Source organism: Frankia sp. AiPs1 (assembly GCF_023716945.1).
GTDB lineage: Bacteria > Actinomycetota > Actinomycetes > Frankiales > Frankiaceae > Frankia.
The window spans coordinates 1-26,279 of record NZ_JAMQQF010000013.1 but is presented as its reverse complement, the minus strand read 5'-3'; the positions used below and the strand labels follow the sequence as shown (position 1 = coordinate 26,279).

Here is a 26,279-nt window from a genome sequence, read left to right as displayed (position 1 = left end):
TGGTACCTGCCCCAGGTGCCTCTGGAAAGCCCGGATCACCTGCCACCTCCGTCCAGCGAGGTGGTCGAGGAGATCCGGCGGCTTGCCCTGGGGGCCGCTCGCGCCGGCTGAGATCCTGCCGGTCCTCTGCGAGGTGGCGGACTGTTGATGCCGGCGCTGGACAGATCCTCCGGGAGGTCTGTGGCTCAGATTGGTCGCGAGCTTCGTCTGGACAAGTTCCGGAGTCTTCGGAGATCTCCAGGCTCAATCCTGGAGCGTGTGTGTCGCGCTGTTGCAGAGGGTACACCTTATGGTCGACGATGATGGGGTGACATCGATCCAGGAACTTAGGCGGCGCTATCCGGGGCGACTCGTGAACGCGCAGCTCGAGTGACTGTTCAAGGAAGTAGGTGACGTTGCGGCGACGGGGGAGCCTGGAGCGTGTGAGCTTCTGGGCGAATGGCTGGCACGTGAAGCGTCGGACAGTCGTAGAGTTGTGATTCTCGATGTGATGGCGGAGTCGCACTGCCTGGAAACGTCGAGCGACCTTCTGCTTGAGATCATGGAAGTTCGCCATGGCGACCTCGCTTCGGCCGCCGCGCGACTGCTGGTACTGCGGGGCGCGGACGTGGAGGCCGCGATGGTGCGCCTACTTCCGAAGGTCCGGGGATCGTATTCCAGATTCCGGTGTCTTTCCACCCTGTTGTACGGTCGGGAGCGGCTGGGCAGAGAGGAGCTGACGACGGTCTCCGGCCTGATAGCGGGCGGCGACCGTCGGATGAGGCTGGTCGGGCTGACGATACTCGCGCTACGAGGTGATGCTTCGTGCACTGATCGAATAATCGAGTGCTTGGGCGGGCGGGATCTGGCGACACGCGAAGCGGCGCTGAAGGCGCTTGTGGCGGTCGGCGATGGCCGTGCCGTCGACGCGGTGCTCGCGCAGTTGGAAAAAGATGCGGCCCGTAGATCCGATCCGCATTCATCCGTGATCGACCTGGCGCTGAACTACCTCGCACAGCACTCGGCGCCGCGCCCGGACGCATTCAGACTGGCCTGTGCTGCCGTCGCGGCGAACTGGGGCCGGCGCGATGCTGCCGAACTGGCGTGGATCCGCGTCTTTCTCCGTCGATTCTCGCCGCATGACATGCGGTCCGTCGACATACCTTCCCCCCGGGACCTCCAGAGCATGCGGAGCCAGGTGGTGGACAGGATGAAAGACGGAGCGCTGCCACCGGCGTCCGGGTGACGAACGGTCGACCGCCGGCGCCGAGCAGATCACCCGAGGAGATCCGCGGCTCAGATCGGTTGCAGGACGTCGCGCCCGGCGCGGCGGGGGGTTTGGAGTGCCCTGTGCGCGATGTCCCCCCGGATCGAGGTGACGATGTCGACGGCGCGGTCCACCAGGGACTGGATGCCGAAGGTGAAGAAGAGGCTGCCCATCGCGAGGTCGCCGAGTGCGTACAGCCGCCGGTTCGGGCGGGCGCCCACCGTCAGCCTGCTGGTGGCGCGTTCGAGGTGAAACCCACCGTGCGGATGTGGTTCGGCCAGGCCGGCGTCCACCAGCGACGCCAGCATGGGCGCGGTGAGGTCGGTGGCGCCGCCGAGGCGGCCGTTGACGGCGTTGACGATGACGTCCGCCCGGTGCTCGCCGTGGACGGAGCTCGCCACGAAGCCGCAGCCGCCCGGCTCGGCCCGCTCAGCCCGCTCGATCCGTTCGAGTCCGCCGATCAGCTCGAGCTGCCCGGACTCCAGCAGGCCCAGCAGCGCGACGGCGCTGGCGGGCGGCATCGGACAGCACAGGCTCATGAAGGCGCGGTGGTGCGTGGCCAGCAGGCGGTCCTTGTCGTGCTCGGGCAGCAGCGGCCAGACGTCGGGCCCGACGTCCGGCATGATCTGCTGCAGGATGCGCAGCGGGCCATCGGGGGCGTTGACCGCGTCGAGCTGCCGGAGCAGCCGGTGCGTGGGATCCTCCCGGCGCGCGGCGTCGATCTCCGTCCGCACGGTGTCGAGGCTCTCGCCCGCCGCCGCGAGCTCGTCGCCGATCATGGCGATCAGGTCGGCCAGAGGAAGTGATCCATCCCAGGCGGCCATCGCCCGGAACCGCGCCGCGGTGACGTGGCGCGGGATGAAGCAGGCGGGCCGCTGGCGCACGGCGGGCAGGACCGCCTGGCGGGAATGCAGCCGGATCCTGCCGGTGTGTCCGCGGGCTGCCAGGGCGAGGGCCACGTCGACTGCGGTCAGCCCGCTGCCGATCACGGCCAGGTCGTCGTCCCGGCGGATCGCGGCCAGCCTCTCGGCGACCGGGTAGGGATCGCGCACGAACCCGGCGGAACCGGCCAGCCCGTACGGGTCGGCGGGTGTGCCCGCGCCGGTGGCGAGGACCGCGTAGTCGACCTCGTGCTCCTCGCCGTCCGCCGTGCGCAGGGCCAGCCCGTGACGGGTCGGCACGGCGCGGTGCACCATCCGCCGGTGCAGGTCGACGCGCCAGCCACGCGCGGCCAACGTCACCAGTGCGACCCGGGCGGCCTGCTCCAGGTAGTCGCCGAACATCGCCCGCGGGATGAACGGCGCGCCGGAGACGGGATCGAGGAAGGACGTCCCGGTGCCGACGACGAGCCTGCGGGCGGCGAGCCAGTCGGCGAGATGGCCGTCGTCGCCCGCCCGTACCGACATGTCCCGCGGTATCGCGTTGACCCGCATCGCGTCCAGGTCCGGCTGATAGGGGCGGCCCCGCCACAGGTGCCGCCCGCCGTCGAAGATCGTCAGGTGTCCGGGGGGAAGGTCCTGCCGCTGTGCCAGCGCGTCGAGAAGGCAGACGGCGGACGCGCCGCCGCCGATCACGCCGATCTTCGGCCTGGCTGACATCGCCTACCTCGACTGTTGACCCTCCCGATCGCTGCCCGGCGCCCGCCGCCGAGGAGGTCGTCCGTCGTGTCGGGCGCCCCTGCCCATCGTCGTCGCGAAGACGGTGCCGGTCACCTCGGGGTTGCCGACGGACTCGCCGCGCCGGCTCAGGGCAGCCGGGTGGCGAGGGCGGTCAGGGCCGGCAGGGCGCCGAGGGGGAGGGGCACGCCGGTGCCGGGGCGGATCTCGGGCTGGGCGGGATTGATGCGGATCAGGTGGTCGGCGAGGGACTCGGCGGTGCGGCGCACGATCGGCACGGCGGTGCCCGCGCCGATCTCGACGACCACCAGCGGGCCGTCGGCGCCCGGCGCGGTCACCTCGTCCAGCCAGGACTCACAGGAGCGCAGCGCGGCGTCGGTCCGCTCGCTCACCCAGGATCCGTCGCCGAACATGAGGATGTTCGGCCGGGCCAGGTCGCCGCACGACGGGCAGCGGGGCAGCGGCTCGCCCGCGCGCATCGTCTCCGGATCGACGTTCACCTCGACGCCGTCGGCCGGCCAGATCTCCCCGCCGCACGGGCCGGCGCACTGCAGGTGGTGGACATGCCAGCCATAGTAACCTATGACGCTATGAGCACGCCATACCCAGATCCGTCACAGAGCGCAACCTATGCCCGGATGAGTCAGCTCAACGTCGACGGCGAGCGGATCGACGAACAGATCACGATCACGGACACCTACGCCGCAGCCCATGAGTTGACCATCGTCGAGCGCTTCGTGGACAACGGGGCGTCGGCGTGGCGTGAGGGTGTCCAGCGGCCCGGGTTCGATGCCCTCATGGTCGCGATCCGCGCGGGCAAGGTGCGCACGGTGCTGGTCTGGCGGGAGTCTCGCATCACGCGGGACGTCGGCGTGGGTGACCTCTTTGAGAAAGCCATGAAGGCAGCCGGTGCCCGCCTGATCTCAACCGACGGGAAGACGAGCACCGTCTACGACTTCACCAGGTCGGCGGACTGTGGCAACTGGCGGAGCGCGGTAGCGCAATCGACCGGGGATTCCGATCTCAAGTCAGAGAACGTACGTGCCGCGAGACGCCGCAAGGAGGAAAGAGCCGAATATATGGGAGGCCCCGTCGGCTTCGGATGGCGATCCGAGTACCGTCGGAACGGGTCAAAATGGTCGATTCGCTGGCTTGTGGTACCGGAAGAGGCTCAGGAGCTCCGCCGCATCGCCGAGGAGGTCCGTAAGGGGACCGCGGTCAACGCGATCTGTCGAGACCTGCATGCCAAGGGTATTACCACTAACGAGGGTAAGCCGATCGTTCCGACGACGCTACGGGGCTATCTTCGGCATCCGCGTATCGCCGGCCTATTCGCCACGGGGGGAACAACTAGGGCGTGGGTGACGGACGGCCGGATGATGACCAATATGGATCCTATCCTAACCGTCGACGAATGGGGGAAGACTGTAAAAGCGTTGGACGTCATTTCGGGGCGTCACCGCTCGACGGGAACCCGGGTGCGCCACCTGTGGGCAGGGTTCATATCTTGTCACAAATGCGCCGGGAAGTTCATCCGTGGAACTACACGGCGTGGGGAGCAGGACGAATTTTCGTCCTGGCGTCACAAGGCTGGCCGGGGGAGCGACTACAGTGACTGTGATCTCTGGTTCTCCTTTTCCGCTACGCCACTCGAAGCCCTTCTAGAGGACCTTGTCTCGGCATACCTTGCGCGGCACCCCTGGACACGGTCCGATAGTGCGTCGGCAGTGGAAGACTTGCGCAGAGAGCGCCTCACCGTTTTGGCGGATCTTGACGGAGCAGATACACAGCTAGAAGCCGGAGAGATCTCGCCGCGTACACATACGGTGATTACCAGACAGCTTGAGTCGCGCATCACAGATATCGATCAGCAGATCGAAGCAGGGACAAGGGCAACAGTGCAGCTCGACCCCGCTGACGCGGTGCGCGCATGGGGTAGTGATGATCTCAAAGCCCGAAGGCGGGTCCTGTCTGCCATCCTGGACACCGTCGCCGCGTACCCGGACCCCAACACCTCGGATCTACGGCGTATCTCGCCGAAGGATCGGGCGCCATACCGTGACCGGCTCGACGTCCGATGGCTACATCAGGAGTGACACGACCGGGGCGGACCATCGCCACGTCGGGGACATGCTAGGATCAAGAGACGGCCTTACCGTCCAGGCGAGAAAACGACGGCGCACCGCATTGATTCGGTGGCAATAGTGGGAGCGTTCGTCATGCGACGTTTTGTTCCCGTGTCGTTCTTCTGCTTGTTGATGACGGGGCTATTCTTTTGCCTTCCTATGAATCCGATGCGGCCTGGATTGCGGCGATGATTGACAAGGCGCCGATCCCCTCGCGGGCGACCCACGCTGAAATTGTGGATGCGCTTGCCGCGGCGGTTGGCTCGACCGCCGATGTCCTGGTGTCCATCGCCGCGCGCACGTCCGCTGATGTCGAGGAGATGGCGGCGTGAGTCGCGGGCGAGGGTCCTGCCGGGGCGGTGACGAGTGAGCCCGAAACAGTGTCCGCGACTTCGGATCGTGAGTCTCACGGGCGTTGAGGTGGGCGTGGTGGACATCGACACCGGCGAGATTCTGCGATCGTGGAAGCGGCGCAGTCGGTACCAGTCCAGCCGTGAGCAGCTTTTCGACCCGATCGGCGACGACGAACCGGTACCGCTGTCCGACCCTCGCTGTGTCGTCTGTGACGATCCGGCGAGCAAGCGCGTCCGCTTGGCGCCGACCGCCCGCGGGGTGTGGCTCCACGACGAGTGCCGGCCGGAGGCTGAACGTCGGGTGGCGTGGATGAAGGCTCGCGGGCTCCTGACCGACCCGCCCGCGGAGGTAGCTCCGAAGCTCGCCCGCAAGCCGCGGACGCGGCTGTACTGCGAGAACGACCGGGAGGAGGCGCGGCGGCTGCACCGGGACGAGGGATACCCGGCCAAGACCATCGGGAAGTTGATGGGCGTGCCCCCGTCCACCGTACAGAGATGGATTAGCGCAGCGTAGTCAACCGAGAACACGAGGAACGCAGTTGTTCCCTATATAAGAGCGAGCCCACAGGCGAGCGAACGGGAGCGTAGGCGGAGCGAAGCGAGCCACAGCGGCAAGCGAGCCACGGCGAGCGAGCGAGGTGGGGGAAGGGGGCAGCAATCGGCCGGTAGGCGCTGCACCCGACAACGACACCGGCCGGACTCGGCACCGGCCGGCACGAAGAGCCCCCAATCGGCCGGAGGCGGGGGCGACAGAGGTAGGTACGAGTCGGGCGGTCCCATCGGGGGCCGCCCTTCGTCGTTCATGGCGAAGGAAGTCCGGAGGCCATCCGGAGGGCTTCCGTTCGGGTCTGTAACCCAACCACCCGACCCGCTACGGCGATGGCGCCTACGCGGTCACAGAAGCGCCTACGAAGTCGTCAGAGGCTCCCGCCCGGGGAGCCGGTCAGATCTGTGGTTACGTTCCCGAGGTCGCAGCGTCCGCAGCTCGCGGCCACTGCTCACCCTGCCCGAAGCTGATGAACGCTTCGGGGTTCGCCGTGGACTCCTCACTCACTCCGGCCATGAGGTGATCTGGCCTGCGCTCGTTCGTCGTGCCGTTGCTGATTTTCAGAACTCCCGCTATCAGCTACTCTCGTCCGTACGACGGCGGCTAGCAGTTCTCGATCTCGGCTTTCCTATCGAGCCTGAATTCCACGATCGTCGTATCAATATTTTTTGGCTGGATTCCGATGAAGATCCGCTTCACCGGCTGCGCTCCGAATTCACCTATCGCATAGCTTCCGCTCTCCGCAAAGTCGACCCCCTCTAGCAATCTAGCCGAAAACTTTCGACTCTTCTCAACCACCCAGAATCCGGACTCGGCGTCCGCGGAAAGGGTCACATCGTTACAGGGGGCCAATACGGAAGGGATGCCTTCAAGGTGTGCATTCATCATACGAAGTCCAGATCGGGGGTCACTGTAGACGTAGGACATCTCGTAGAGCCCAAACGGTCTCGATGATCGGTTCCTGACGTCAAGAACCTCACGCCCTTCTTGCAGGTGAACATCAAAGCTGATCCGCGACAAGTCTTTTAGAGTGTCCGCGTCTTCGGCTTGACGGGAGTCGTCCAGAGCCTCTCGCGCGACTACGACAGAATCCTTCGATGCAACCACCGAAAGGTACGAGAAGACTGATCCGACGATGAACGCGATGGCCGTCAGTCCAACCGTCAGCAGTTCCAGTGTGCTCCGTCCGCCCCGCCGGCCGGGCGATTCCTCGTCTGGCGGCTCGCCTTCATTGCCTGGACCGGGCTCGCCCTCGTCGTCGGGTGCCGGCGGGTCCGTGTCGCCGGTGTCAGGGTTCGGGCTAGGCGCCGGACCATCATCGTCTGGCCGATCATCGGTTCCCATCATTCATCCCCCGTTCCACTAGCCGACCGTGTCTCACTAGTGTCTCCCGCCCGGAGCGGCAGGGAACCGGCAGGGCTCCCCGCTGTCGGTGAACCGACAGCGGGGTAGCTCGGGCATCGGTCCGATCCGAGGCGCCCCCACTTCCAATCTGGGCGCCTTTTCCTCGCCACCCAGCCCCGGTATAGACCGGGAAGTCGAGTTCGCCGGCTGTAGGCGTATCCAGGGGTACGGGAATGGCCTTGCTCGCGTCGGAGCTCTTGCCGTCCGACCCGTGTCCGCGCGGGCGTCCGCCCTTCCTGCCCTTGCCCTTCGGCGGGTTATAGGTCCCTATAACCTTGAGGTCTTCGGAGATCGTGAACTGTGATACCCCGAAGGTGTCCGCGAGCGTCTGTTGCGTGACTGTACTCGATTCAAGATCGGGGATGTGTTCACCTGATGGGCTTAGGAGATAATTAAAGTAGAGGCGAGACCTTCGCAGAACTTTTGTGTAGACGTTGTGATCGCTGCGTGCCGCGAAATTGGCGGCGCGGCATGTTATCTAAGGTAAGAGCGAAAGTTTCGGGAACCTTCCCCTTCCCCTTCCCCTTCCCCATCCCCACACCCGCAATCCGTAGCCCGCGGCGATCACCGGCCGGCGGGTCTATTCGCCATGCCCCACACCTCGACGAAAGGACCTGGCCATGCCCGAACCTCCGAGCGCAGATGGTGCGCTGACGCGCCCGTGCCGCCACTGCGGGGAGACCGTCGACATCACTGCCCCTAGTGGAAGGCCGCGAGAGTTCTGTAGCGCAGGATGCCGGTACGCCCACAGTTTGAAGGTCGGTCGCGAGCGTCGGCTAGCAGCACGTCGAGCTCGGCTCACGGTCGTTCCGGGGAATTCGGATACCGGCCAGGGGCGAGCCGCGTGATGACCGACAACCCTACCCCCGATGCGGGCCCTGAGCTGGATTCTCCGGCCTTCGCCGAACCGCCCTATGTAGATGATGCCCTTGGACGTCTGCGCGCCGCCGGATGCTTCTCGGCCGCTGTCTTGCGGGCCGCCGAGCGACCCTACCGGCGCCGCGTCCAACTCTGATCGTTTTACGGGGGTGCACGTGCCCGAGGATGACGACGGCCAGGGCGACGAGCTCGCCGAACAGCGCGCCCGGCTCGGACTCGCCGCGCCAACGCCCGCCGCAGCCCTGCGGCACGCGCAGGCCCGGGAGTGGCTGAACACCCATTGGGGGCCGCGGTCGTCCCCCTGGCGTCCGCCGCAGCCGGTGCCCAGGTCTGCGGCTGCGGCCGGTGGTGAGCCCGCAGGGCCACGCCGCATCACGAACCTCCCTGCCGTCCCCGGACGGATGGGGAACCTGAACATCCGAGCTCGTGGCCACGTCAGCGACGATGCGGACGACTACGGCCCGGATGCTGTCCAGCGCACCCACTGGGAGATCGTGGCGAACGATCGCCGCTTGCAGAATCGGCGCCGCTGGACAGCACGCAACAACCCTGCCGCCTGACTGGCGGCACATGGCCTTCCACCCCTCGCGCGACTGATCATCGTGTGAGTTCGTGCCGGCCGTATCGCACCACCCCCGTAACACCCCGTCGAACCTTCCGGCCCCCGATGCTCTCCCTCGGAATTCCTTGAATTTCGGACGGGCTCCACATCGGTTCGCTGCCGTTCGTGCGGTTTTCCCTTTGGCGCATTCGCGCGCCATACCGCCACGACGATGGGTCATCCATGTCATACATTCCAAGCCGCACGGCTTTGGAGACACGAAATCGCATCGGCGAAATCTCCGAGGCAATGCAGGCGCTCCACGATGAGGCCACGGACCAGGCACTCGACGAGCGGCAGCAGCAGGTATGGGAAGCCCTCGACGCCGAACTTGATTTTCGGGACAGAGAGCTGAGTTCCTTTGAGCGTTCCGAAAACCTGACCCGTAGCCGCGCCGCACACCCCGGAGTTATCAAGATGGGCACCACTGACAGCCTGAACGACATCGACCTCCGTCACGCTTCCCGTCAGACCGTCCGCGATGGGGTGCTGCGAGTTCTCGACAGCCGCGACGCTCGCCACCTCGACGGCGACGCCCGCGGGCACGTCGAGCGCCTCGTGGAGTCCCGTACGGACGACATCGACGGTGATCGTCTGGGCCGCCACATTCTGGCGAGTTCCCGGCCGGAGTATCTCTCCGCGTTCATGCGGGCTGCCGCTGACCCCGCAGCCCCGGCTTTCACTGCCGCGGAGGCGGCGGCTATCCGCGAGGTTCGCGCGCTGGCCATTGGGGGTCCTGGCACCGGCGGCTATGCGGTCCCCGGGATCATCGACCCGACCATCGTTCTCACGGCGCAGGGCTCGCCGAACAGCATTTACAATCTGGCCCGGGTCGAGACGATCACCACTGACCGGTGGACCGGCCTTTCTAGCGCGGGCATGTCCTGGCAGTTCCACGCCGAGGCGGCGGAAGCGACCGACAACAGCCCGACCATTGCCCAGCCTGAGATTATCGCCCGTCGAGCGGACGGGTTCATCCCGTTCAGCGTCGAGGTCGAAATGGACTGGGTGAATTTCGCTCGGTCTATGGGCGAACTGGTCTCTGAGGGCTACAACGAGCTGTTGGCTCAGAAGCTGACGGTCGGCACGAACGGCAGCGGCGAACCTGACGGGCTCATCGCGCAGTTGGTGGCGAGTACGTCTCCGGCGCCCCTGGTGGTGCCCACCGCGGGGACTCTCGGAGCGAACTCGGTCTACTCCCTGTGGAAGGCGTTGCCGGCGCGCTTCCGGGCGGCGCCCGGGTGTGCCTTTATGGCTTCGACCGACGTGGAGAACACGATCCGGCAGCTCGGGACGACCGATCCCAACTTCACGGTTGATCTGACGCAGGGCGGCATCCCGACGCTGTTCTCTAGGGCATTTTCGGAAAATGAGTATATGCCTGACCTCCCGACCGGCACCAATGCCGGTGCCATTCTGGCAGTGGGCGACTTCAAGGGCTACCTCGTGGCGCAGCGTGCGGGAATGCAGATCGAGGCGGTCCCGCATCTGTTTGGGTCGAACCGGCGTCCGACCGGGCAGCGCGGTCTGTTCGCGTGGTCGCGTGTCGGGGCTGGCGTGATCAACGCCAACGCTTTCCGAGTCCTGGTCAATAAGACCTCCTAGGCACGGCTGCGGTTAGCAAGGCTTGACGGGCGGGGCGTGCACAGCGCCCCGCCCTTTTCCATCACAAGACGGGAATGTCGAATGTCGAACACGACGAACCTTCGAAAGATTTACCTCAGTGCCAACCATGCGCGGGCGCTCGCACGTGTCTTTGAGTTGGGCTCCACGGAGAACGGGCGGAAGCTTTTCCCGGGGCTTGACCTGCCCGGCGAGAACGATTGCCTGCGGATGGCGAGAAAATGGAATCGTGACGCCGGGGCGATTGAAGACGGGAGCACCGGACGGGATGCGAAACAGGTTTCAAACGATCCGATGGAGTGCCACCACTGCGGCAAGCCTGTGATCACGGACGTGTGGGGCGTGTTCGGTCATGTCACCCGCGAGGATCACATCAATTGCCGTTCGGCACGTGCCGTTGGCGACCCGGACAACATGGCTCGCGCTCTCGCAGCGATGGACGACGAAACGCGCGCCAAGGTGCTTAGCATGGTGGCGCCCCGATGAGTGCATTCGGAGCGTTCGACGATCAGCGTGACGCGGCTATCCGCGACTTGCACGCCGTTGCCGGTGGCATCGCCGCAGGCGCCCCGGAACCCCTCGACGCGGGCAGCCTGCCCGACACTGCCGCCCGTGAACTCTTGGAACTGGTCTACGCCTTCAGTGATGGCGAGACGGCTGTCTGCCGCCACCTGAAGCCCAGCGCGCCCCAACCAGCGTTCGGCGCTTTGTGGGTCGGGCATGTGGTGTGCTGCGAGGCTTGCCGACCGGCGGTTCTCCGCTGGCCGGATGATCCCTGGTGCTGCTGCTGCGGCACCTCGACGGATCGGGTTGTCGGCGTAAGCGCCGGTCCGTTGCTCGTGTTCGCGCTCATCTGCGATCGGTGCCGGGACAGAACGTCGGGGTGACAGCACCTCGACGACATAGGTCCTCGCCGGGGCTCACATGGACGTAGACGAATGATTCCCGTCGGGTTGATGGGGAAACGGGCTCGCATCGTCGCGTTGACGAATTGAAATACGGACAGCCATCACCGTGGGCCGATTTCTTCTGAGCGACTACGCCTAGTGACCCATCGCCCAGTCATTTTTTTTCACAGCTCCGTGACGCCTAGTGATCACCGTGGCGGTTCAACCTCGACGACGACGCACCACCTTGCCCTCATCCGACCTCGCCGGTCGGGTGGGGGCTTTTCGTCGTTTACACGGTCGACGTGGTCGACGGATCGTCCGACCCTGCCGGATAGGATCCGGGCCCCACCCCGTACCCGTGTCACCTTGGAGGTCCGACCGTGCCCGTCTTCGAAGTCGAGTTCACGACCGGAAGTCGCCACGCGGCGTACTCTCGCGCTATCTTCGCACGGCCGTGCATGCCGGAATTGTTGTCTGTGGCCGCGCGGTAAGTCCACAGGCCAGCAACGAAGGCCGCGAAGGCAGTGACCGCCTCGCCGTCAATGCCGGACCATGTCCGCAGCGTTCCGGCCCATTCTTCCGCCTGGGCTGGGGTATGCCCGCCTTCGATAAGCCGGATCACCATAAAAGCCGTATCAACCCATTCGGCTGCCGCTGCTGGCCATCCCCAGTCGATGACGTGGACCCGCCCGTCTGCGCCGAGTACGAATTGGTCACCGTGAAGATCGGTATGGGTGAGCCGGTCGCCTTGCACGGCTTCCGGTGCAAGCGCGGTCCATCGGTCCATCCTGTCGACGTCCCAGTCCGCCACGTGGGCAGGTGCTTCTGTGGCCAGGCGGCTCCACCAGTCCCGGACCGTCCACCGCTCGTGTAGGCCCTTGAGCCCCGTGGCCGTGATGACGCTCATCCGCTCAAGAGTCGACCCGACAAGTTCTAGGTCCGGCGAGCGGGGGGAGAGGTCGGCGGGACGGCCGGGCACATACTCGAAGCCGGCCGCCAACCAGTCGTCCAGCTCCACGGAGAACAGGACGGCCGGAGCCAGCGGCGCCGCGAGCGTCCCGGCTGAGACCTCGTTGCGGAGCCACCGCATGGGCCGCGATATCCCCTTGACGCCCTTGAGGAAAACCCGACCTTCAGGTACGTCAAGGAATGCTGCGACGTCGCTATTGCCTCCGACCCTTACAGGGGTTGCCTTCGCGACGGGGCCGACGTGGCGTTCTACCTCGTCCCGTAGCAGAGCCGGGAGCTCTTCCCATGCGGTGGTCACCATCTGTCGCCCTTCTTCCTACTTGGGAATTCTAGTGTCCTTGTTCTCGTCCCCGTCCTTGCCGGAGGCGGAGCAGTTCCCTTCGTCCGCGCAGTCCGCTACGGCCGCCAGAGCCCACATGCTCTCGTCCACCTCGTACCCGGTGGCGCGTACGGCGGTGATGGTCCGGTGCAGGGTACCGGCGCGCGAGCTGTCGCCGTCGGTGGGCTCGTGGTGGATGAACCGGCCCGCGACGCGGGCGCAGAAGCTGGCGTAGTCGCGGGTGTGGAGGAGGAAGGCGTGCCATCCGGCGTCGACGGCGGTCGACGGTCCGAGGGCGGCACCGGGGTTGTCGGCGCACGCCTTCAAGAAGACCAACGCCTGATCGACGATCCTTTCGGAGTGGTCGCGGTCGTGGCCCTCGTCCTTCATGACCCTCTCAGCGAGACGGTTGAACAGGTCGGGGGCGACCAGCTCACGCGCAGATGTCATCCGTCCGATTCCTTTCCTGTCTGGTTCCTTGATTCAGGTTTGCCATTGGCTCGCTTGCACCCTTCCGTGTTGAGTCGGTCGTCTCACCTCCCAGATTCGTTGTTCCTCTGCTCGTCCGTTATCGTCGACGAGCTGAACGGGGTGGGGCACGACGGTCAGCCCCTCGGGAATATCGGGCGGTATAGCAGAGGTAACCACGTCTCCGACGAGACCCGCGTCTGTGCGTCTTCGGTGCAGATGGGTAGAGATGACCAGGGCCAGGGCGGTCCGCTCGCTGGCCACCCAACGCCGGTGCATGACCGCCGTGACGGATTTGCCGATCTGGACTACATACACCGCGACGGCCAAGCGGTGGGCCGGTACGACTATGAAATCGAGACGAGACCGCCCTTGACATTGACCCCGGACGGCCGGGGGCCCAGCGATGATTAACCCGTCTTGGTAGGGCAGCATCAGGGATGGTAGATCGGAAGAGCGCACGACTATCGGCTCAGGCAAGCTATGCCCCGTCAAGATCTCTCGACGTGTTGGCTGCGAGTGAATTCGGCGCATCCGCTACGCCAGGGCATGGAGGCGGTCAACTGTCCGCCTCAACAGTACGGAGTCGATTGCGCGGATATCGAAGACGTACCGATCGCGCAGAATCGGTGAGGGGATACGGATCGGAAGGTCCTTAGCGGTCCGAGGAACCGACGCGGCCAGTTCAGCCCATACGATCTTTCCGCCTCGCCTCGAAGGCCGATGGCCCCATCGCTTACTCAAGGAGTCGACGAGAAAGAGACCTCTACCGCCTTCGGCATCCGATTCTGCTTCCCGTACGGCAGGGACGCCCGCGTTTCGATCCCAGACGCTGATGAACAGGCGATCCGCTGCCACGACGATTCGGACCCGAACCATGTTCTCGCCGGCCGACTCGGCAGCGTCGCCAGCATTGATTGCATTCGTGACGAGTTCCGAGATCACCAACTCGGCGACGTCCACGACATCAGTAATTCGCCATTGCGTAAGCGTGCTCGCCGCAAAGTGACGCGAGCACGCTACAGCCGATGGCACCGACGGAACGGTGATGTCCGCTTCGTAAGTTATCGACTGGTTCACGTCGGTTCGGCCGGCAGGAGGACCGGCGGGACTTCCGGCTGTTTCGCGGATGGAGGCGCGACCCCCGGCATGCCGCCACTCTCGGGCTCGGTCATGGTCACGGTCGTCTGCCCCTCCGTCTACGTTGCCTCCGGACGTCTCCGACCACACTGGTCCGGGCAGCTTGCCTAGGCGACTGCATGGTGGTTGCAGAACTGCTGCATAATTGATGCAGGCGATCAAGGGAGACAGGGACGCAACCATGGCACCCAGGGCGCGGCGTAAGGATCTAGTGAAACGGCGTAAGGCCCGCGGCCTGAGTCAGGAGGCACTAGGGCATGCCGTTGGAGTCGACCGCACCACGATCTTCAGGTGGGAAAACGGCGACACTGAACCGCAACCTGCGGTGAGGCCACGGCTTGCTGAAGTCCTCGACATTTCCTTAGACGAGCTCTCCCGCCTGATTGACTCCGAGGATGTGCCGCAGCGCGCCGTTTTACTGATGCCGGAGGACGTACGCCAGGGCGAGAAGGGGCACCGAAAGGCGCCGGTCGATGATGACTATCTCGGCTTCGTCCGGGATCGGATAGCGCATCTTGTCGAGATGGATCTCAGTTTTGGAGGAGACCAGTCCTCGGCGCTTGCGGTGCAGGCGCTGGGGAACCTGAGCCGGAAAATGGAAGTGGCCTCGATTCCCCTGCGACTTGAACGAGATCTGCAAGCGAGTGCGGCAGAGTTGGCCGAGGTAACGGGGTGGCTTCTCTACGATGCTGCAAAACATGACGCCGCTAGAGACGTAAACCGACAGGCATTACGTATGAGCAGAGCGGCCGGAGATCATGCAATGGAGCTGCTCGTCACGCAAAATATGGCGATGCATGCGGCCCACCTTGGCCGCCCTGCCGAGGCTCTCACGCTCGCCCGGCAAGTGCTCGAAACCAACAGGCTGACCCCTCGTCTAGAGGCATTGTTCCGCACGCGGGAGGCCCGCGCCCTGGCCCAGGGGGGCGATATAAGTGGCGCGCTCGACAGCTTCGCGAAGGCGCGAAGCCTGTACATGGAGGGTGTACGCGACAGTGAGCCCTACTGGTTTTGGTGGATCAATGATCAGGAAATTCTTTGGCATGAGGGAATGATCTATTCCGACCTCGGTCGGTGGTCTGATTCGCTTGAGGCGCTGCAAAGATCTATCGAGGTTACCCCGGCGAGGGAAAGGCGCCGTAGATACCATAACCTTGCGTCACTGCTGGATGTACAGGTTATGGCCGGAGCGTGGGTGGATTTGGAGTCGACTATGGAGGGCCTATTGGTGTATACGGGAGAGATCAACTCATCTCGAGTCAATGAGATTCTCCTTAGTGCCACGGCTAAGGTTCTCCACTCGCCTGCATCCTCGTCAGCTATGGACGCTGCCGCCATGCTTCGGGAGGAGATCGCCGACGTGTGACACCCGCACGGGTCGTTTACACAACTTGCCGGCTGACCTGCAACAACGCCCACCAGGACTACGACCGGTCAGGCTGCCATGGCCTCGATGGACGCCAGGCTCACCCCGGTGCCCGACCTGCGGAGCTTGCCCGACGAGGGGGCGCAGTAACGGCGCACGGTCCCGACGGATAGTCCGGTCATCCGGGCAGCCTCGGTGAAGGTGATGACCTGATCGGGGTGCACGTCGACCCCGTCGGGGGTGACGTCAGGGGTGACGGGTGGGGGCTCGACGAACACCACCGCCAGGGACGGCGCCAGGGTGGCGACCTCGACGGGCCGGACGGTGGCGACGGCGATGACCGGCGGGCCGAACAGTTTCCGGACGAGCTGCTCGCGGGTGACGGGCAGGCCATCGGCGAGACGATGCGCCATGGCGATTCGCACCGCGGCGCGTTGGGTGGGGGTGAGGTTCACGCCGCATCTGCGATCGTGCGGGCCACGGCCAGCACGGCCGACGGGCCCGCGAACCGTCCCAGTTGCCCCCTGGCCACCTCGACGGCCCACGCTGGCGGCTCAGGCAGGGCTGACAGGTCGGGCCGCGGTGACGGCTTGAGCCGGTTCGTCGGCGCGTTCGACGGCTCTTGCCACGGCTGCAGCTTCGATGTTGGTGATGATCTCTTCGGAGCGCGGACGCGCGACAGGATGTTTTTCCGGGGAGAAGAACCACCAGGGAGGCTCCCGGCAGGCCGGACGCTTTCCGAACCATGATCGGTACCAGTCGGCGCGTTCTGCGTCCGGTCCGCCGGACGCTCTCTTTCGGCGAACAGTAGCCGGTAGACGGCGTGCCTACCTCGACGTGCCCGCTCCGCCAGGAGCACCAGGCCGCGGGAGACGAGACGGGCGATGGTGGCGGATAGCTGGGAGCGGCCCAGGCCGGTCCGGGCCGTCAGGACCCGGTGTCCGGGGCTGCAGACGTCGCGGCCCGACCGGGCATCCTCCGCCAGGGCGAGCAGAACGACACGTTCCTGTGGTGAGAGCTCGCCGGGGAACACATCCCACGCGGCTAGCTGATGACCAAGAGACACGGGTATCCTTCGAGGTGGTGTTTTGGTAGTGCCCCCGCGGTTGCACCCGCGAGGAAGAGAGCCCTCCACGTGGGGGCTCTCGGCATTTCCGGGGTGGTTGCTAGCTGAGCCGGATTGCCGGGCAGGACTGCCAGAACGGCCAACCGCCGTCGTCGTCCGCGGGATGCCGCCATAGGGCGAGCCCGCCGTCACGGCCGGACGGCCGGTCCACATCGATCACGGCTAGCCACTCGCCGGTCAGGGGATGCCGGCCTCTCATGACCTCGTCCTGAGCCCACCACGATCCGGTGATCGTCTCCCACGGGTCGCCATCGGCGTAGGCGCGGGGGAAATCGTCCATCACGAGACGATCGCGAGGTCACGCATGGGGTGAGTGTCCGGATTGGTCACGTGGTCGCGGATGGCGGCATCGACGTGGCCACGGAGGATGGCGGGTAGGTTCCGCAGGGCGCACCGGCGCTTCGTCCGGCCGGTGCCGGTCACGGTCGCGTCGAGCCCTACCGCGGTGGCCACCAGGGCCCCGACCGGGCAGTTGATCGTGCCGTTCCTAGACAGCCACGGCGCGGCCGTGCGGGGATCAAGATCCCAGCTCCACCACAAACGGACCGTCCGGGCCTCGGGACGGTCGGGGGTGCTGGTGACGTCGCTCGCCTGCGGCACCGTGACGGTGGGGGCATCCTGCTCCGGCCGCACCTCGACGCCGTACGCTGCCGCCAGGGCAGCCCATCCGGCGTCGGTCAGGACATAGAACAGCGTCGTCCCGCGCGCCACGGTCTGTGTGACCAGGTTGCGCGCCATGAGAGCCGTGATCGTGTTGGCGCGGACGGCGGTGTCCAGGTGGTGGATGCGGCCACCCTTGGTGGCAAGGTAGATCAGGCCCCGGTGCATGGCCGCGGTGAGGCGGGACGGCGATCTTCTGTCGTTACTAAGTTCGATGCACGTGGATGGAGCCGTGGACCTCCGCCACCGCGTCGATGCCGGCCCGCTGGAACTGGCCGTCGACGTTGGACGTGAACACGTACATTCCGCCGGGCAGCCGCGCGCCCCACCGGCGCAGCACGGCGAAGCCCTCGTGCGGCCGCCTCGACCGGTAGAGGCCGAGGCGGTGGCCGTAGAAACCCCAGGCCAGCGTCGGATCGTCGCGGAAGTGGACCGGGTCGGCCAGCTCCACGAACGACAGGCCGAGGCGTTCGTACGGCGGGTAGGCCCGCCAGAAGCCGGCGTCGCCGCGGAAGTCCGGCAACCCCGAGTCCACGCCCATCCCGGCGCCCGCACACACCAGCAGCGCCCCCGCGCCCGCAAGCAGCGCGGCGGCGGCGTCCAGCGCGGCCTCGATCTCGGCGGTGCTCCGTCCCACCGAGGCGGTCACGGGTTGGTGGCGGCCCGCATGGCTGGAGTTTGTCATCGCAGCAATTATGAGCGGCCCGCAACCGCCCCTGGTGATCAAGGGGATCCGCGGAACCGCGCCGGTGGCGGTGCGTTCTGTACGGTCTGGGCCCGCAGACCGTACATCGCGTACCGCAGGGCGCCTCCCGGTCCCGACCTGGATACGGCTCGACGGTCCGGATCAGGCGGCGCGGGCAGGCCGTCAGATCACGACCACAGTGCGACCTGTCTACTCGACGACGTGCACCCGGCTACATGCCGTACCCCTGGCCAGAGAAAGGATCAGTCTGGCGGCGACGGTGTCCGGCGTGATTCCGTTCCGCTCGAACCTACTCGGGATGCGCCGCAGCGCGGCTGCCTCCCCGTCGGGCGCGGGCTGACCCGTCGTCGGGTCCCGCAGATCGTCCAGGCAGACCTGGGTGACGTCCGAGGCGATGGCCTCGTCGGATCGGCCGTCGGCCAGATCGGGGAGCGCTGTACGGAACGCGGCCACGAACGCGACCACCCCGGGCCGCCGCTGGAACGTCTCGAGCGGGCCCGCCGTGACAGGTGCACCCACGGCTGGCGCGCCTTTCCCGGCTTCGCCCGAGGTGCATCCGGCCAGTGCAACCAGCGCGACCCCACACACGACTGCGCCACGAATCCGGATTACGGCCCCTCCTCGATCATCCGAAGGTGGCTGCGGCCAGCCTGATCCGAGTTCACCGTATCCGTGCACGGAACCGTGGGACGCCTGCGGTCAGCTCGCCGCGGAGGTCTGCTGGCCGTCGGGGGCCGGGGGTGGCAGCTCGCCGGGGGCCGGGCGCAGCCCGTCGACGAGCAGCGCGAGGTAGCGGCGGCGGTCCAGGCCCGCCGGGTCGTCGGGGTTCACGGTGGCCAGGGCCATCACGACGACCGCGGACAGGTCCCGGCGCTCCAGCTCGGGGCGGACCACGCCGGCGTCGCGGGCGCGGCCAAGCAGCCGTTCCATTGACTCCAGGTAGCGGTGCACCCCCTCGACGTGGAAGGCGTCGGTCTCGCGGGCGAGGGCGAGGATGACCTGCCGGCCGGCCAGCGCCGCCACCGTGGCCTCCAACGCGCCGACGAGGTCGTGCCACGGGTCGTCGGTCTCCCGGGTCAACCGGGGCACGATCTCGGTGCTGACGAGGTGGTCGAACACGGCGCGCAGGAGCTGGTCGCGGTTGCGGAACCGGCGGTAGACCGTCGCGACCCCCACGCCGGCGCGCCGGGCCACCTCCTCCAGCGTCACGGCCCGCCCGACGTCCTCGAAGGCCCGGTCCGCCGCGGCGATGATCCGTTCGTAGTTGCGCGCCGCGTCGACCCGCAGGCCCCGCCCGCCCGTTACTTCCACCGGGGCACGCTAACAGCGTGCGACCCGTTCCCGTGCCGAGCCGGCGGCGTCTGGCCGGTCACATGAGCGACACCACGGCCGCCGCGGCGATCCGTGCGACACATCCAGCATTGTCGGGTTAGAACATGGTCATCGGGGCTAAGGACCAAGGCATGCCCGCTGACACCGACGGCGCGCCTGCCGCCACCCAGCCCACCCCTGCATCACCTGCGGCGCCGGCGGCCTCGGCGGAGTGCGAGCCGGCGACCGAGAGCCTGACGACGCCGCCCGCCACGGCCGAGCTGCCGTCCGAGGCGCAGGACGCCATCCCGCTGCAGCAGGACGGCGGCGGCGGCAAGAGCGAGAGCGGCCTCACCGTCGCCGTCGCCTTCGTCGCGAACCTGGTCATCGCGATCGCGAAGACGGGGGCGGCCCTGCTCACCGGCTCCGCCTCGATGGTCGCCGAGGCCGCCCACTCCTGGGCCGACACCGGCAACGAGGTCTTCCTGGTGATGGCGAACCGGCGTTCGCGTCGCCCGCCGGAGCCGGGTCATCCGCTCGGGTTCGGCCGCGAGGCGTACGTCTGGGCGCTGTTCGCGGCCATGGGGCTGTTCGTCGCCGGGGGCGCGGTCTCCATCACCCACGGGGTGCAGGAACTGTTCGCCGGCGAGTCCGGCGGGGACTACCTGATCGGCTACATCGTGCTGGCGGTGTCGTTCCTGCTGGAGGGGACCTCGTTCCTGCAGTCGGTGCGCCAGGCCCGGCCCGAGGCCGCGTCGATGAACCGGGACGTCCTCGAGCACGTGGTGGAGACGTCCGACCCGACGCTGCGCGCGGTCTTCGCCGAGGACTCGGCGGCGCTCGCCGGCGTGGTGATCGCCGCGCTCGGGCTGGCGCTGCACCAGATCACCGGCGTGGCGGCCTTCGACGCGCTCGGCTCGATCCTGGTCGGGCTGCTGCTCGGGGTGGTGGCCACCGTGCTCATCAGCCACAACCGGCGGTTCCTCGTCGGGCAGGAGGCCGACCCGCAGGTGCGGGCGGCGACACTGCGGGCCCTGCTGGCGCTGCCCGAGGTCGACCGGGTCACCCGCCTGCGCCTGGAGGTCGTGGGTCCCAGGATGATCACCGTTGTCGGGGATGTGGACCTGATCGGCGACGACATCGAGCCCAACGTCGCGCTGCGCCTGCGCGGGGTGGAGGCCAAGCTGTCCGCCTCACCCGCCGTCGTCGACGCCGTGCTCAGCCTCTCCGCCCCCGACGAGCCCTCCCTCACCCCCGACGACGCGCCTGCCGCCACCCCGGCCACCTCCTGAGCCGGTCTGCTCGCGGGACCGCTGCCGCGCCCTGCGTCATCCCCTCCGACCCTCCGACCACCGCCCTGCCCATGCCCCCAGCCCCGGGCCCGGGGCGGTTCCGCGGAACCGCGCCACGCTGCCGAGCACGACCTCGACTTCCGCGATCCTGCTGGTCCCACCGGGCCGTCCCGGCGGCCGGGACCACGCAACGGCTGCGATGGCGCCGGTGGGCGGGGTCCGGCCCGGCGAGGCTATCGCCCGGGGGCGGATCTGCGCGTCGCGGCGCTGACCGCGCCGAGTGCGGCGGAGACGCGCCGCGCGGGGCGTCCCCGCAGCTGTGCCATGTCCATCACGACGTCACAGTGGAGCACCGGGTTGTACCAGGCGAACCGGTAGCGGGCCTTCGGGGTCCGGCGCGACGGCCGGGGCGGCCCGGCCGCCCAGGGGACGGTGGGCCGCGCTGGCCAGACCGCCAGCACCTCCCGGCGACCCAGCCGGATGACGTCGGCACGGGCGACCTCCGGCCAGGCGCGTTCGTACCGCTGCCCGCCGAGCTCCGCGCGCAGGCCGTAGGGGCCGATCGTCAGCTTCGCGGGCCGCAGGCCGAAGCGCAGCCGCCGCCAGCCCGGGAACAGCGCGGCGGCGCCGACGACAACGACGACGCCGGCCCCCAGGAGCGCGGTGGAGATACCACTGGAGTTGTAGCCCCGGTAGGTGAACAGGAGTTCAACGAGGACGATCAAGGCCGCAGCCAGCAGGACGACGCCGACGCCGACCTGTAGCGAGCCGACGACCAGCAACCTCCGCCGCGGCCCCAGGAAGACGGCCTCGTCGCCCGCGAGGGGGCGGGGCACCTGGACCGGCTGCGGGGGAGGCGTCCACGGGCTTGGCTGCGTTTGCCAGGGTCGTGGCGTCTGCCCGGGTGGCTGAGTCTGCCCGGGTGGTGGCGTCTGCCCGGGTGGTGGCGTCTGCGGCGGTGGGGGTGTCCGTGGAGGCGCGGGTGTCTGCGGGGGCGCGGGTGTCCGGGCGGGTGGCGGCGTCCGGACAGGCGGTGTTCGTGCGGGCGGTGGTGTTCGGTCAGGCGGTGGTGTTCGGTCAGGCGGTGGTGTTCGGGCCGGTGGTGGTGTTCGTGCCGGTGGGGAGACCTGCGGAGGTCGGGGTGTCAGCAGGGGCGGTGGGGTCGGTGGGGGCGGGACGTAGGCCGGGGCCATGACCCGGGTCGGCGAACGGGGGGCGTCCGGGGTCGCCGACCAGGCGGGCGGGTCCGGACGCGCCGGTGGTAGGTGGTCGCCGACCTCGGCGGTGTGCTGCGCCACCAGCGTGCTGACCGCCGGTGGCCAGGTCTCGGCCGCGACCTCCACCCCGTCGGCGAACCAGCGCAGCAGCATGTCGGGGCGGGGCCGCTCGGCCGGGTCCTTCGCCAGGCAGGACCGCAGCGCGTCGCCGAGATCGGCCGGCACCCCGGTCAGGTCCGGGGAGCCGTGCACGACCCGGAACAGCATCGCGGCCGGATCGCCCCGGCCGAACGGACCGCGTCCGGTGGCGGCGAAGACGAGGACGGCGGCGGCCGAGAACACGTCGGCCGCGGGCCCCGCGGCACCACCGGCGGCCTGCTCCGGCGACATGTACGCGGCGGTGCCGACGATGTCGCCCGCCCGGGTGAGCTCCGTGTGATCGGCGGCCCGGGCGATGCCGAAGTCGATCAGGCGCGGCCCGTCGGCGGCGAGCAGGACGTTGCTCGGCTTCACATCCCGGTGGACGATGCCGGCTCGGTGCACGGCGACGATCGCCTCCAGCACGCCGGCCCCCAGCCGACGCAGCACCGTCGGACCGAAGGGCCCGCAGCGCGTCACCGCCTCGTGCAGCGACGGGCCGGGCACATACAGGGTGGCCAGCCACGGCGTCGCCGCATCCGGGTCGGCGTCCACGACCGGGGCGGTGAACGCCCCGCTGACCAGCCTCGCCGCCGCGACCTCCCGCCGGAAACGGTCCCGGAACCCGCCGTCCCCGGCCAGCTCAGGCCGGACCACCTTGACGGCCATCAGCCGACCGGAGGGCGAGTGGGCCAGGAACACCCGCCCCATGCCGCCCTCACCGATCCGGGCACGCAGGTGGTAGGGGCCGATCGTCGACGGATCCCCCGGTTCAAGATTCTGCATCGACGCGTCCGTCCGCAGAACTCATCACGCTCCGTCATGGGTACATGTCACGGTCAAGGGTGGAAGGGCCGACCGAAGGCGGTTCGCTCTGTGTCAATACGACGCCCATCGGTCATGACCAAACTAGTGCAGAGCAGAAGGCTTCTGGACACGACTCCGCGCTCGCCGGCCGCCGCACTCCGTTCGCCGCGCGCCGGCGGTGGCTGCCGTGCTCGGCCGTGCTCGGCCGTGATCAGCGGTGCTCAGCGGTGCTCAGCGCTCGCGGACCTGGTCGTCAGCGGCAGGACGATCTGGTCGACGACGGAGGCGACGAACTCGTCGGGCACGACAGGCTCCCGGATCAGCGAGTACTGCACGAGCATGGCAGGTCCGCTGGCGGCCACCAGTTCGCTGGCGGCCTCGGGCCGGATCTCGCCGCGTTCGGCCGCCCGGCGCAGGACCTCCCCGATGAGCTCGACGCACGGCTCGACCACGTGGTCGATGATCGTCTGGCGAATGGCGGGACGGCCGCAGCCCGCCTCAGCCGACACAAGTTGGAACGCCGTGCCGCGGGTGGCGCTGAAGGACGCCTGCACGCAGCGCAGCAGTGCGTGGACATCGGCGCGCAGATCGCCGGTCAGGGGGATGTCGCCCGGCGAGGGCAGCCGGTGCCGCAACGCGTCGGCGATCATGCCTTCCTTGGTGGCCCAGCGGCGGTACAGCACGGTCTTGCTGGTTCCGGCGGCGGCCGCGACCCGGTCCATCGTCAGGTTGGCATAACCGACGGTCCGGAGCTGGTCGAAGACCGCGTCGAAGATCGCTTCCAGCAGCGTGTCGCCGCGGCGACGGGTGGCGACCACACCGGCGCGGGGCCCCTGGGTCACCTCCGCGCGCTGCCTGTCGGCGGGAACGACGCCCACGATCGCCCTGCCTCCCGTCCGCGGGTCCGCCTGCCCCGTCCGCCCGTGGCCGCCGACCGTGCGACACACCCCGGCGGCGGATCGTCGGCCCGGCCCCGAGCGTACCCGCGCCAGGGGGTCGACATGGGCGGGACGAGGTCGGCGGAAAGGTGGGTGATCGGGGGGCGGCGCTCTGCTACCCTCCCGAATTGGATACGGATTCGTATCTTATGAAGCGTTGATCGGGAGGCTGTCATGTCCTCGTCGTCGTCCTCGTCGCCGGCCTCCTCGTCGTCCGCTGCGTCGTCGGCGGGGCAGACCGCTGCGGGGCCGCCGGCGCAGGAGGCGAGGCGCGCCCGGATCGCGCTGGTCACGATCGTGACCTGCCAGCTCATGCTCGTCCTCGACATCACGATCGTGAATGTTGCGCTGCCCAGGATTCGGGAGTCCCTCGGCTTCACCGCCACCGACCTGGCCTGGGTGATCAACGCCTACACGCTGGCCTACGGCGGACTGCTGCTGCTCGGCGGGCGGGCCGGGGACCTGCTGGGGCGCCGCGCCACCCTGCTCGGCGGGATCGCCCTGTTCACGGTCGCCTCGCTGCTCGGCGGCCTGTCCACCGCACCGTGGATGCTCGTCGCCGCCCGCGTCGGGCAGGGCGTCGGGGCCGCGTGCGCGTCGCCGAACGCGCTGGCGCTCATCGCCGCCAACTTTCCGCCGGGCCCCGCCCGCACCCGGGCAATGGGGGCGTGGGCGGCGGTGGCCGGCGTCGGCGGCTCGATCGGGCTGATCGCCGGCGGCATGCTCACCACCTGGCTGTCCTGGCGGTGGGTCATGTTCATCAACGTGCCGTTCGGGCTCGCCATTCTGCTGCTGGCCCCGCGCTTCCTGCGCACACCGCCGCGTCGCGAGGGCCGCTTCGACGTGGCCGGGGCGCTGTGTTCCGTGGTCGGTCTCGCGTCCGGCGTCTACGGGTTCCTGCGCGCCTCCGCGGCCGGCTGGGCAGACGGACGGACTCTCGGTGCGTTCCTGCTCGCCGTCCTCGCACTCGCGGCGCTCGTGGTCGTCGAGTCGCGGGCCGCGCAGCCGGTCGTCCCGCTGCGGCTGATCGCCGAGGCCAGCCGGGCGCGGACCTATCTTCTCCTGTTGCTGCTGACCGGAAGCATGCTAAGCATGTTCTTTTTCGGTACCCAGGTCCTGCAGGAGGTCCTCGGACTCAGCGCGTTGCGCGCGGGGCTTGCGTTCCTCCCGCTGTCACTGGGCATCCTGGTGTCGGCCTCGCGGGCGTCGAGACTGCTGCCCAGGGTGGGTCCGAAGCCGCTCATGCTGGTCGGGGCCGCGCTGAGCACGGGGGCCATGCTGTGGCTGGCGCAGGTCTCGGCGACCAGCAGCTACACCTCGGTCGTGCTCGGGCCGCTGCTGCTGTTCGGAGCCGGTCTGGGCCTGCTGTTCGTGCCGCTGAGCGTGAGCCTCGTCGCGGGCGTTCCCGCCGAGCACTCCGGGGCGGCCGCCAGCATGATGGTCACGACCCAGCAGGTCGGCGGCTCGCTGGGCCTGGCCGTCCTCGTCACCGTCTTCGGCAGCGCAGCCCGGCACGCGCGCGGCGACGCGCCGGGTGGCCTTGCCCCCGACGAGCTGGCGAGATATGTGCTGGCGCACGGGGTGGCCGAGGCGTTCACCGTCGGCGCGATCGGCGTAGCGGTCCTCTTCCTCACCGTGCTGCTGACCCATCCGATCCCGATGGGAGACGCACCACGGCCGCCCGGACCCACCACCGTGGCGGGCACGGATGGGGCGGGCACGGAGCCACCCGATCGCACTGCGGCTGATGGGCTGGCGTCGGATGGCCGGATCTGACAGAGAGGTGTCATTGCCGCCTGACGGGCCCGCGGCGATGCTGGGCTGGTGGACCCCCGGCAAGTCGTGATCGTGGCCTTCGACGGCGTCCAGCTTCTTGACATCACCGGGCCGGCGGACGTGTTCGCGTCGGCGTCGCGCGTGTTGCAGGCGCGGTCGGCCAACGGCGACGGCCCGGGACCGGACCGCGCCGCGAGCGCGACGACGGTCCTGCGCGCGGGCGTCGGCGCGGGTACGGACGTCGGCGCGGGTACGGACGTCGGCACAGGTATGGCCATGGGCGAGAACGCCGGCACAGGCGTGGGTACGGGGGTGGGCGTCGGTCCGGCGTACGCCGCGCTCGTCGACGAGGTGCCTACGGCGTACCCGCGGGCGGGCTTCACTGCGTTCGTCATCGACGTCCTGCGGGCCGAGGCGGCCAGGAAACCGGCGTCGACGATCGCCGCGCACATCCGCAACCTGGATTTCCTCGGACGCGTCGCCGCCGCCCCGTTCCCGGACTGACCCCGGGTGAACCGCGGCGCCCGTCCGTACGTGATGCCGACGAGGGCGGGAGCGGGGCAGCGGGCAGGGAAGGCAGGAGAGACAGAGCATGCGAGCGGTGCACGCGGGTGCGGCAGCAGGATCGGGCGGCTGATGGGCAGACGGCCCGCACGCCCCGCGGTCCGGTCGCCCGTCGGCGTGCCACGCGGGCTGGACCCGGCGGTTCTCGACGTCGTGCCCGTCCCCGCCGGGCTGTGGGCGCGGGCGCCGGGCATGGC

Annotated in this window: 24 protein-coding genes and 2 pseudogenes; 12 read left to right on the top strand and 14 right to left on the bottom strand. The window is 68.3% G+C overall.

Features of this window, described 5'->3' with window-relative positions:
* Positions 1 to 475 precede the first annotated feature (475 nt).
* Positions 476 to 1,225, top strand: a complete 750-nt coding sequence (locus ND748_RS03480; RefSeq protein WP_251743953.1) for a HEAT repeat domain-containing protein — start codon at positions 476 to 478, stop codon at positions 1,223 to 1,225.
* Positions 1,226 to 1,275: 50 nt separating this feature from the next.
* Here the strand turns inward: ND748_RS03480 and ND748_RS03475 are convergent, their stop codons facing one another.
* Both ND748_RS03475 and ND748_RS03470 read right to left on the bottom strand, forming a co-directional pair.
* On the bottom strand, positions 1,276 to 2,844 hold the full coding sequence (locus ND748_RS03475; RefSeq protein WP_251743952.1) for an FAD/NAD(P)-binding protein: 1,569 nt from the start codon (positions 2,842 to 2,844) through the stop codon (positions 1,276 to 1,278).
* A gap of 146 nt (positions 2,845 to 2,990) precedes the next feature.
* A pseudogene (locus tag ND748_RS03470) lies at positions 2,991 to 3,425 on the bottom strand (NAD-dependent protein deacetylase); the annotation flags it as partial.
* On the opposite strand from ND748_RS03470, the gene ND748_RS03465 reads away from it, so the two are divergent.
* The 3 genes from ND748_RS03465 (at position 3,426) to ND748_RS34455 (ending at position 5,855) form a co-directional block, all read left to right on the top strand.
* Complete coding sequence (locus ND748_RS03465) at positions 3,426 to 4,958, top strand: recombinase family protein (RefSeq protein ID WP_251743950.1); 1,533 nt, start codon at positions 3,426 to 3,428, stop codon at positions 4,956 to 4,958.
* A gap of 218 nt (positions 4,959 to 5,176) precedes the next feature.
* Positions 5,177 to 5,320 carry a hypothetical protein gene (locus tag ND748_RS03460; RefSeq protein WP_251743949.1) on the top strand — a complete coding sequence of 48 codons (144 nt, stop codon included), beginning with the start codon at positions 5,177 to 5,179 and terminating at the stop codon, positions 5,318 to 5,320.
* A 97-nt stretch (positions 5,321 to 5,417) separates the two neighbouring features.
* The gene (locus ND748_RS34455) at positions 5,418 to 5,855 is read left to right on the top strand and encodes a helix-turn-helix domain-containing protein (protein WP_251743948.1); all 438 of its coding nucleotides are present in this window, start codon (positions 5,418 to 5,420) and stop codon (positions 5,853 to 5,855) included.
* A gap of 636 nt (positions 5,856 to 6,491) precedes the next feature.
* On the opposite strand, the gene ND748_RS03450 is transcribed toward ND748_RS34455, so the two are convergent.
* Positions 6,492 to 7,232: a hypothetical protein gene (locus ND748_RS03450; protein WP_251743947.1), complete on the bottom strand. Its 741-nt coding sequence runs from the start codon at positions 7,230 to 7,232 to the stop codon at positions 6,492 to 6,494.
* A gap of 1,094 nt (positions 7,233 to 8,326) precedes the next feature.
* Here ND748_RS03450 and ND748_RS03445 point away from each other — a divergent pair.
* The 4 genes from ND748_RS03445 to ND748_RS03430 all read left to right on the top strand — a co-directional run bounded on the left by ND748_RS03445 (position 8,327) and on the right by ND748_RS03430 (position 11,282).
* Complete coding sequence (locus ND748_RS03445; protein WP_251743945.1) at positions 8,327 to 8,731, top strand: hypothetical protein; 405 nt, start codon at positions 8,327 to 8,329, stop codon at positions 8,729 to 8,731.
* A gap of 224 nt (positions 8,732 to 8,955) precedes the next feature.
* Positions 8,956 to 10,377, top strand: a complete 1,422-nt coding sequence (locus ND748_RS03440; protein ID WP_251743944.1) for a phage major capsid protein — start codon at positions 8,956 to 8,958, stop codon at positions 10,375 to 10,377.
* 81 nt (positions 10,378 to 10,458) lie between these two features.
* A complete protein-coding gene (locus tag ND748_RS03435) occupies positions 10,459 to 10,881 on the top strand; it encodes a hypothetical protein (RefSeq protein ID WP_251743943.1) in 423 nt (140 codons plus the stop codon).
* Complete coding sequence (locus tag ND748_RS03430; RefSeq protein ID WP_251743942.1) at positions 10,878 to 11,282, top strand: hypothetical protein; 405 nt, start codon at positions 10,878 to 10,880, stop codon at positions 11,280 to 11,282. The genes ND748_RS03435 and ND748_RS03430 overlap by 4 nt, the downstream gene beginning before the upstream one ends.
* Before the next feature lie 364 nt (positions 11,283 to 11,646).
* Here ND748_RS03430 and ND748_RS03425 read toward each other — a convergent pair whose 3' ends face one another.
* The 3 genes from ND748_RS03425 to ND748_RS34915 all read right to left on the bottom strand — a co-directional run bounded on the left by ND748_RS03425 (position 11,647) and on the right by ND748_RS34915 (position 14,364).
* The gene (locus tag ND748_RS03425) at positions 11,647 to 12,555 is read right to left on the bottom strand and encodes a hypothetical protein (RefSeq protein ID WP_251743941.1); all 909 of its coding nucleotides are present in this window, start codon (positions 12,553 to 12,555) and stop codon (positions 11,647 to 11,649) included.
* A 15-nt stretch (positions 12,556 to 12,570) separates the two neighbouring features.
* A complete protein-coding gene (locus ND748_RS03420; protein WP_251743940.1) occupies positions 12,571 to 13,023 on the bottom strand; it encodes a hypothetical protein in 453 nt (150 codons plus the stop codon).
* A 555-nt stretch (positions 13,024 to 13,578) separates the two neighbouring features.
* The gene (locus tag ND748_RS34915) at positions 13,579 to 14,364 is read right to left on the bottom strand and encodes an ATP-binding protein (protein WP_374215832.1); all 786 of its coding nucleotides are present in this window, start codon (positions 14,362 to 14,364) and stop codon (positions 13,579 to 13,581) included.
* Between the two features lie 28 nt (positions 14,365 to 14,392).
* Between ND748_RS34915 and ND748_RS03415 the strand changes: the two genes are divergently transcribed.
* The gene (locus ND748_RS03415) at positions 14,393 to 15,547 is read left to right on the top strand and encodes a helix-turn-helix transcriptional regulator (protein WP_251743938.1); all 1,155 of its coding nucleotides are present in this window, start codon (positions 14,393 to 14,395) and stop codon (positions 15,545 to 15,547) included.
* A gap of 68 nt (positions 15,548 to 15,615) precedes the next feature.
* Here ND748_RS03415 and ND748_RS03410 read toward each other — a convergent pair whose 3' ends face one another.
* The 6 genes and pseudogenes from ND748_RS03410 to ND748_RS03385 form a co-directional block, all read right to left on the bottom strand.
* A complete protein-coding gene (locus tag ND748_RS03410; protein WP_251743937.1) occupies positions 15,616 to 16,002 on the bottom strand; it encodes a helix-turn-helix domain-containing protein in 387 nt (128 codons plus the stop codon).
* A 711-nt stretch (positions 16,003 to 16,713) separates the two neighbouring features.
* Positions 16,714 to 16,953, bottom strand: coding sequence for a hypothetical protein (locus tag ND748_RS03405; protein ID WP_251743936.1), 240 nt, complete (start codon positions 16,951 to 16,953; stop codon positions 16,714 to 16,716).
* Positions 16,953 to 17,501 carry a hypothetical protein gene (locus ND748_RS03400; RefSeq protein ID WP_251743935.1) on the bottom strand — a complete coding sequence of 183 codons (549 nt, stop codon included), beginning with the start codon at positions 17,499 to 17,501 and terminating at the stop codon, positions 16,953 to 16,955. Before ND748_RS03400 ends, ND748_RS03405 begins: the two co-directional genes overlap by 1 nt.
* A 52-nt stretch (positions 17,502 to 17,553) precedes the next feature.
* Positions 17,554 to 17,982: pseudogene (locus ND748_RS03395) on the bottom strand (NAD-dependent deacetylase); the annotation flags it as partial.
* 246 nt (positions 17,983 to 18,228) lie between these two features.
* The gene (locus ND748_RS03390) at positions 18,229 to 18,558 is read right to left on the bottom strand and encodes a hypothetical protein (protein ID WP_251743933.1); all 330 of its coding nucleotides are present in this window, start codon (positions 18,556 to 18,558) and stop codon (positions 18,229 to 18,231) included.
* A gap of 180 nt (positions 18,559 to 18,738) precedes the next feature.
* Positions 18,739 to 19,350 carry a TetR/AcrR family transcriptional regulator gene (locus ND748_RS03385; protein ID WP_251743932.1) on the bottom strand — a complete coding sequence of 204 codons (612 nt, stop codon included), beginning with the start codon at positions 19,348 to 19,350 and terminating at the stop codon, positions 18,739 to 18,741.
* Positions 19,351 to 19,502: 152 nt separating this feature from the next.
* Between ND748_RS03385 and ND748_RS03380 the strand changes: the two genes are divergently transcribed.
* The gene (locus ND748_RS03380; protein WP_251743931.1) at positions 19,503 to 20,642 is read left to right on the top strand and encodes a cation diffusion facilitator family transporter; all 1,140 of its coding nucleotides are present in this window, start codon (positions 19,503 to 19,505) and stop codon (positions 20,640 to 20,642) included.
* A 233-nt stretch (positions 20,643 to 20,875) separates the two neighbouring features.
* On the opposite strand, the gene ND748_RS03375 is transcribed toward ND748_RS03380, so the two are convergent.
* Complete coding sequence (locus ND748_RS03375; protein WP_251743930.1) at positions 20,876 to 22,783, bottom strand: serine/threonine-protein kinase; 1,908 nt, start codon at positions 22,781 to 22,783, stop codon at positions 20,876 to 20,878.
* Between the two features lie 242 nt (positions 22,784 to 23,025).
* Positions 23,026 to 23,682 carry a TetR/AcrR family transcriptional regulator gene (locus tag ND748_RS03370; protein WP_251743929.1) on the bottom strand — a complete coding sequence of 219 codons (657 nt, stop codon included), beginning with the start codon at positions 23,680 to 23,682 and terminating at the stop codon, positions 23,026 to 23,028.
* 234 nt (positions 23,683 to 23,916) lie between these two features.
* Between ND748_RS03370 and ND748_RS03365 the strand changes: the two genes are divergently transcribed.
* Both ND748_RS03365 and ND748_RS03360 read left to right on the top strand, forming a co-directional pair.
* Positions 23,917 to 25,518: an MFS transporter gene (locus ND748_RS03365; RefSeq protein WP_251743928.1), complete on the top strand. Its 1,602-nt coding sequence runs from the start codon at positions 23,917 to 23,919 to the stop codon at positions 25,516 to 25,518.
* Positions 25,519 to 25,566: 48 nt separating this feature from the next.
* On the top strand, positions 25,567 to 26,022 hold the full coding sequence (locus tag ND748_RS03360) for a hypothetical protein (RefSeq protein ID WP_251743927.1): 456 nt from the start codon (positions 25,567 to 25,569) through the stop codon (positions 26,020 to 26,022).
* Positions 26,023 to 26,279: the final 257 nt, after the last annotated feature.

Bases quoted from the DNA above. Each gene is read 5' to 3' on its own strand.
- ND748_RS03380 (WP_251743931.1), top strand. From the start codon at position 19,503: ATGCCCGCTGACACCGACGGCGCGCCTGCCGCCACCCAGCCCACCCCT.
- ND748_RS03435 (WP_251743943.1), top strand. From the start codon at position 10,459: ATGTCGAACACGACGAACCTTCGAAAGATTTACCTCAGTGCCAACCAT.
- ND748_RS03430 (WP_251743942.1), top strand. From the start codon at position 10,878: ATGAGTGCATTCGGAGCGTTCGACGATCAGCGTGACGCGGCTATCCGC.
- ND748_RS03425 (WP_251743941.1), bottom strand. From the start codon at position 12,555: ATGGTGACCACCGCATGGGAAGAGCTCCCGGCTCTGCTACGGGACGAG.
- ND748_RS03405 (WP_251743936.1), bottom strand. From the start codon at position 16,953: ATGGACGATTTCCCCCGCGCCTACGCCGATGGCGACCCGTGGGAGACG.
- ND748_RS03460 (WP_251743949.1), top strand. From the start codon at position 5,177: ATGATTGACAAGGCGCCGATCCCCTCGCGGGCGACCCACGCTGAAATT.
- ND748_RS03465 (WP_251743950.1), top strand. From the start codon at position 3,426: ATGCCAGCCATAGTAACCTATGACGCTATGAGCACGCCATACCCAGAT.
- ND748_RS03375 (WP_251743930.1), bottom strand. From the start codon at position 22,783: ATGCAGAATCTTGAACCGGGGGATCCGTCGACGATCGGCCCCTACCAC.
- ND748_RS03450 (WP_251743947.1), bottom strand. From the start codon at position 7,232: ATGGGAACCGATGATCGGCCAGACGATGATGGTCCGGCGCCTAGCCCG.
- ND748_RS03420 (WP_251743940.1), bottom strand. From the start codon at position 13,023: ATGACATCTGCGCGTGAGCTGGTCGCCCCCGACCTGTTCAACCGTCTC.
- ND748_RS03475 (WP_251743952.1), bottom strand. From the start codon at position 2,844: ATGTCAGCCAGGCCGAAGATCGGCGTGATCGGCGGCGGCGCGTCCGCC.
- ND748_RS03400 (WP_251743935.1), bottom strand. From the start codon at position 17,501: ATGCACCGGGGCCTGATCTACCTTGCCACCAAGGGTGGCCGCATCCAC.
- ND748_RS03365 (WP_251743928.1), top strand. From the start codon at position 23,917: ATGTCCTCGTCGTCGTCCTCGTCGCCGGCCTCCTCGTCGTCCGCTGCG.
- ND748_RS34915 (WP_374215832.1), bottom strand. From the start codon at position 14,364: ATGGTTGCGTCCCTGTCTCCCTTGATCGCCTGCATCAATTATGCAGCA.
- ND748_RS03440 (WP_251743944.1), top strand. From the start codon at position 8,956: ATGTCATACATTCCAAGCCGCACGGCTTTGGAGACACGAAATCGCATC.